The following is a 6,660-nucleotide window of genomic DNA, read 5'->3' as shown; positions in this document are numbered from 1 at the left end:
TGCAAATCCCGCCGTGGGTATTCATTGCTCCTTTAGGTTTCCCTGTTGAACCTGATGTATAGATAACATAAGCCAAATTCTGGTAATTGACTCCACTGAATGGATTCTCTATACTCTGTGAACTAATAGCTTCCCCATCTTGTTCCCAACAAACTAGCTGTGCCTGATGTTCTGGCATTAATTTCATCAGTGCTGGAGTTGTCAACAACACTAATACCTCTGCGTCTGCCAGCATATAAGCCAACCGTTGCGGTGGATAACTAGGGTCGATTGGCACATAAGCTCCTCCAGCTTTGAGTGTGGCTAATAAAGCAATTACCATCTCAACAGAGCGCTCGTAGCAAATTCCTACTAAAACTTCTGGTTTTACTCCTAAATGTTGTAAGTAGCGAGCGAGTTGGTTGGCTTTGCTATTCAACTCAGAATAAGTCAGCTTTTGCTCTTCAAATACTACTGCTACTGCTTCAGGGTTTTTTTCTACCTGAGCTTCAAATATCTCATGGATACATTTGTCTGTAGGGTAATCTATTTTAGTATTGTTCCACTCTACTAACAACTGCTGTCTTTCTGCTTCACTTAGCAGAGGAAGTTGTCCTACTCTCTGCTCTGGATTACTCACAATCAAGGCTAACAAATTTTCAAAATGATCAGCCATTCGGGCAATAGTATGCTCATCAAATAGGTCAGTATTGTATTTTAAAACACCAGTTACATAAGAGTCTTCTTCGAGCATTTCTAGTAACAAATCGAACAGACTTTCATACTGATCCAATATAAACGGTTCTACCTTAAGCCCTCCCCAATCTACTAAAGCTTTTGTTCTGTTAGTTAACAGCTTTCTTATATCTTGAGATTGCTGTTGGATGAAGTTCTGTAGTAGAAAAGAAACTTGGAAGATGGGGGAACGGCTGGGGTCTCGCGGTGGTTGTAACCGTTCTACCAATAACACAAAGGGATAATCTTGATGAGCTAGTGCCTCAAGCACTGTGTGGCGCACTTGGGAGAGGAAGTCTGTAAAACAAGGATTCCCTGACAAATCTGCCCTCATCACCACTGAATCAACAAAGTAACCCACGATGGGGGCAAACTCTGCTTTACTTCTGCCAAAAGTGTGAGAACCCACTAAGACATCCTTTTGACCACTGTAACGAGATAGAAGCACTTGAAAAACAGCTAACAGGAGCATGTAAAGAGTTACGTCTTCTTTTTGAGCCAGTGTCTTCAGTTGCTGAGTCAGCTTTTCAGATAACTTGAAAGGGTAGCTACCACCGTTATAGGTCTGTATTGGCGGCCGTTTTCTGTCTGTGGGCAAGTTTAATACAGGTAATTCTCCAGCCAGTTTTTGTTGCCAATAGTCCCAGAGGCTTTCTCCTTCTTGACTCTCTACTAACTCCCTTTGCCAACGAACGTAATCTTGGTAAGAGTGCTTCAGTTCTGGTAGAGATGCCTCTACACCAGCACGTTGAGCTTGGTAGAGTTGTGGCAGTTCTTTGATAATCAAATTCATTGACCAGCCATCCCAAGCAATGTGGTGTATCGTTAACAATAAAACCTGCTCTTGCTCTGAGCAAGTGAAGCACCTGACCCGCATTACTGGTTCTTTTTCCAAGTCAAAGGGATGTCGATGAGCTTCTGTCACTCTTTTGTGCAGTTCATCTTCACTCCAGGTAGTAGCATCAATTTGCAAGAAGTCTAACTCTTGATTTTGATGCACCTGTAAAACTGCTTGTTCGCTGACTTTCGGAAAGGTACTCCGCAGTAGCGGATGGCGTTGCCTTAGCACTTTAAAAGTTTGCTGCCAAGTAATTATATCTGCTTGGGAGTAAATGCGAATTGCAAATGATAAATTATAATGATGACCCTGAGGTGCTAGTTGCCATAAAAACCAGATATTCTTTTGACCGTAGGACAGAGGATATACTTGCAATATATCTGGCTGTTCCTGGAGTAATTGTAAAATTTGAGTTTTGTGCTGCTTCAGTTGAGCAATAACATCGGGAGTTAATACCTCTTGGGAACCTCCCGTACGCAATTTTTCCCCATCACACCATAATTTTACCCCTTTGAGAGAGATATTTTGTAAAAATTCTACTAAGTTCATAGTTCTACCTCTATCCAATTACTATCTTTGACGTTATCTGGCTCAAGTTGCCCTTGATTATTTAATTCAATAGTTTGATTTTTATCTGTTTTAATTATCAGTTGTTGTTTAATCTCAGTTGCTAGAGCTACAATGGTGATTCCTTCCATAAATCTGGTAGCCGGAATATCCACTAGCAGCTCAGTTTGAATCTGATTTCGTAATTCCACAGCCATCAATGAGTCAAGTCCCATCATAGTTAGAGATTTTTCTAACTCTATTTGAGAGAGGTTCATACCCATAATATGAGCAATTTTGCTTTGGACATAAGAGGTCAGTAGCTTTTCTTTTTCCTTATCTTCTGAAGCTAGATTTAGCTGTTCTAGAATCTGATTGTTCTGACTCTGTTCTACCGTTTTTGTGGTAAAAGTTTCTAAAAATGGGAGCTTTCCCAATCCTGGCATCTGCCTAAAAAACTCCGACCAATTAACTGGGAATACCCCTACTTGGCTTTGAGACCCTGATAACAATGAACCTAATGCAAGCATTCCTGATTCGGGTTGAATGGCCACTACCCCGCTACTCTGCATTCGATTTTGATGTTCCTTTGCTAAACGAGCTGCCATTCCTGCTGTTGCCCATGCTCCCCAGTTAATGCTTAATCCTGGTAATCCCTGACCTCGACGATAATGGGCTACTGCATCCATAAAACCATTAGCTGCGGCATAGTTTCCTTGACCTGGTGAACCCAACATCGAAGCCATCGACGAGAAACAAACAAAGAAATCTAAGGGTAAATCTTGGGTGAGTTGATGTAAATGCCAAGTCCCTGCAACTTTTGGTGCCATCACTTTAGTAAACTGCTCCCAACTGAGGTTTTGCACTAAGCCATCATCCAATACCCCGGCTGCATGAATCACTCCTTTGAGTGGGGGTAATGATGCCTGTATCTGCTGGAAAATCTTAGCCACATCTTCTTCAATCGAGATATCTCCTAACAAAACATTGACATTGGCTCCTGCTGTTTCCAACTCCTCAATGATTTTTTGTGCAGTTTCCTTGGGAGCACGACGCCCCATTAATAGGATATTTCTCGCTCCTTGAGTTACCATCCATTGGGCTACTTCCAATCCTAAGGCTCCCAATCCTCCGGTAATCAAATAACTTCCTTCTGGTTGGATGGACTTTGGCTCACCTGTCGATTGTGGCATCTCCACCACTACCTTGCCGATATGCTTGGCTTGCTGCATATACCGGAAGGCTGCTGTTACTTCTTTACTGGGAAATACTTTATGAGGTAAGGCTTGAAGCTTTCCTCCATTCCATTGCTGGGTTAATTCCTCTGAAAGTTGGGCAATTACCTCAGGCTGTTGTGCCATTACCTCTCCGATATCAAAGGGGAAGTAATCAACATTGGGTAGTTTCTGTTGGACTTGTTGTTGGTTCCAAATGCCAATTTTGCCAATCTCTACAAACCGTCCTTGAGGAGCTAACACGGCAAAACTCTTGTCAATGAACTCTCCATTGAGGCTGTTGAGGACAATATCGACGCCTTCTCCCTGAGTCAAATTCAGAATTTCGTCGGCAAAATCTAGGGTGCGGGAGTTCATAATGTGTTTGATACCCAGGGATTTGAGAAATTCCCATTTACTCGGGCTGGCGGTAGCAAAGATCTCGGCTCCTGCCAGCTGAGCTATTTGTACTGCTGCTTGTCCTACTCCTCCTGCTGCTGCATGTATTAACACCCGCTCTCCTGGTTTAATCTTGGCTAAGTGCTGCAACCCATAATAGGCGGTGAGGAATGTTAAGGGGAGGGTAGCTGCTTCGGTGAAACTCATCTGTTTCGGTTTCGCTATAACCAGCTCAGCAGCAGTGGTGACAAAGCTGCTGAACCCGTTAGGAACCAAAGCCATTACTTCATCTCCCACCTGCCATTGGGAGACACCCTCTCCCACTGATGTAATAACGCCTACACATTCCAATCCCAGGGTCAGTTGCTCTACACTGGTAATACTCAATACTTCGGCGTAATATTCTTGGAGTAATCCTAGAGCATTGAGTACGTCTCGGAAGTTTAAGCCAACTGCTTTGACTTGAATTTCTACTTCCATAGCTTCTGGAGAACGACGCTGCATTGGTTCCCAGTTGAGGTTGTCTATCAGTCCGTATTCCGACAACTTCAATTGCAATGGTTGATTCTTTGGTATAGGCAATTGTTGTTGTGAGGTGAGTTTGTGCTGTTGTTGTCTTACTAATCGGGGGACATAACGAACTCCTTGACGCATGGCAATCTGGTCTTCGTGATCATAAGACAACAGTTGCTCTACCAATTTGGGGATGGTTTCAGAAACAGGGGATTTGGGGTCTAAGTCAACTCGGCAACAGGTTAATTCTGGATGTTCGAGGCGAATAACTCGCCCTAGTCCCCAGAGAGAGCCCTGTTGAGGTTGCACCACTTCTTTTTGATCGAATACACTCTGAGTGCCCATCGTGACTAACCACATCGGCGGTAGGTGAGTTAGTCCAGCTTGAATTAAGGCTTGCACTAAATGCACTACTGTAGCACAACCTAGTTCTTGGGTTGTTTGTAACTCATTCACAGATTCGATTGTTTCATTGACACCCCATAAATGCACAATACCTTTAATCTCAGCATTATCTTGCAGCAGTTGTTGGAATTGCTCAGCAACAGTGGGGTTGATTTGATAATGTTGAGCATCTAATTTTTTGTACTCTGACCCTGGAGATACCCAAATACAGTTGTCTCCCTTTTGCTGTAACTCCTCTCCAATAAGCTCTGCCAATTCACTAGTGAGAGTAAATACTAACCAATTACCTGTTTGATGTTCAGGAGTAGATTCCGAAGTTGATAATAGGGGTTGGGCTTGCCAGTTGATTTGATAAAACCAATTACTCAAATCTTCATCCAGAGTCATCAGCAAGGTTTCAGGATTGGCTTTCCTCGATTCAAAACCAGTGACCTGAGCTACCAGCTGTCCTTGTTGGTCAAATAATTGTATATCGGCTTTGAATTTTTCGTCTGATTGTTGGTCTTTCGAGCCACGAGTATAGCACCAAAGCGATCCAGGCTGAGGAGGATTATAGAAAGTAAATTTCTCTACCCTAAACGGTACAAAAGTCTCATTCTTGTCGTCGGAAAGATTTACAATAAGTGCTGCAACTGACTGAAAGCACGAGTCAATCAAAGCTGGATGTAGTTGATATTTTGTTGCATCCAGCACTGTTTGGGGTACTCTCAGTTGACCAAGAACTTCTCCGTTTCCTAACCATAGCTGCTCAATCCAGCGGAAACTCTCTCCTAATTTAATTTGTCTCTCCCAGAGATACTGGTAAATTTCTGTACCCTCTATTTTTTGAGTACAACGAGCTTGAACCTCTTGAGGGGATATTAGTGATTGTTCAGTCTTGGTAGTAGCAAATTTTCCTGTAGCATGAACAGCCCAAGAACCGACTTGTTTACCATTTTTTGAAACCCCATTAGTCTGTGAGTCTAAAGAGTCGTCAAAGCTAATTACTTGAAATGTATAGGAGCTATCGCTGGGAGTCAAAGCTACTTGAACCTTTCTTACTCCTGGCTCCGGAATGGCTAGAGCTTGGGGAAAGAGAATATCTTCCAGTTGACATGCGGTTGTGGGCAAGGTTAGCGATGCTGCTGCTAACAACAGGGAAATGTGGCTGGCACCAGGAACTACTACCCGGTCATAAATACGATGGTCTGCTAAAAAGGGTAGGGTAGTGGTACTAAAGTCAGACTCGAAAAAGATTTCTTTTGATAAGGGAGATTGGAATTTTTGATTAATCAGGGGATGGAGTTTGATTGCCGAAATGGCTTTGGCATCCCAACCCTCAGCAGTTTGCACCCAATACCGTTGTCTTTGGAAGGGATAAGTTGGTAAGGAGACTTTCTGACGACTGTAATCTTGGTCAAATCCTGACCAATCTACGTTAGCTCCCTGTACATAAAACTGTCCCAAACTAGAGAGCATTTGTTGCCATTCATCTACTCCCGGACGTAATGATGGCAACCACAGACCTACCTCTTCTGCTAGGCATTGACGCCCCATCCCTAATAATATTGGTTTGGGTCCGATTTCGAGGAAGGTTTCATAGCCTTGTTGGTGTAACTGATTCATTCCTTGGGCAAATCTTACCGGTTGGCGCACATGACGAACCCAATATTGTGCGGTGGCGATGCTCTTGTCAGCTTGGGCTCCTGTGACGTTAGAGATGATGGGAATCCTAGGTTGATGGTATGTAATTTGCTGGGCTAGTGCTTCAAACTCTGCCAACATCGGTTCCATTAGTGATGAATGGAAGGCGTGGGATACTTGTAGTTGTTTAGTTTTGATTCCGGCTGATTCTAGGCTACTGACCATGGCTTTGATGGCAATAGAGTCCCCTGAAATGACTACACTTTCTGGCCCGTTGATAGCTGCTAGGGATATTTCTGGGTGGGGAGCGATTGCTTCTGTCACATAAGATTCTGAGGCCATGACTGAAACCATCTCACCACCAGCCGGTAATTTCTGCATCAAAGAGCCCCTGGCAGCAATTAGTTA

General features: G+C 43.4%; 2 protein-coding genes. Both read right to left on the bottom strand.

Annotation, left to right across the window (positions count from 1 at the left end):
- Positions 1–2,101 (bottom strand): condensation domain-containing protein (locus F6K49_RS33355; RefSeq protein WP_293103561.1); only part of this gene is annotated, 2,101 nt, incomplete at its 3' end.
- Positions 2,098–6,654: an SDR family NAD(P)-dependent oxidoreductase gene (locus F6K49_RS33350; RefSeq protein ID WP_293103564.1), complete on the bottom strand. Its 4,557-nt coding sequence runs from the start codon at positions 6,652–6,654 to the stop codon at positions 2,098–2,100. The genes F6K49_RS33355 and F6K49_RS33350, both read right to left, overlap by 4 nt.
- Positions 6,655–6,660: the final 6 nt, after the last annotated feature.

It is taken from the genome of Moorena sp. SIO3I6 (assembly GCF_010672095.1).
Note: the sequence above shows the minus strand (reverse complement) of the source record. Positions and strands in the feature narration are given on the sequence as shown.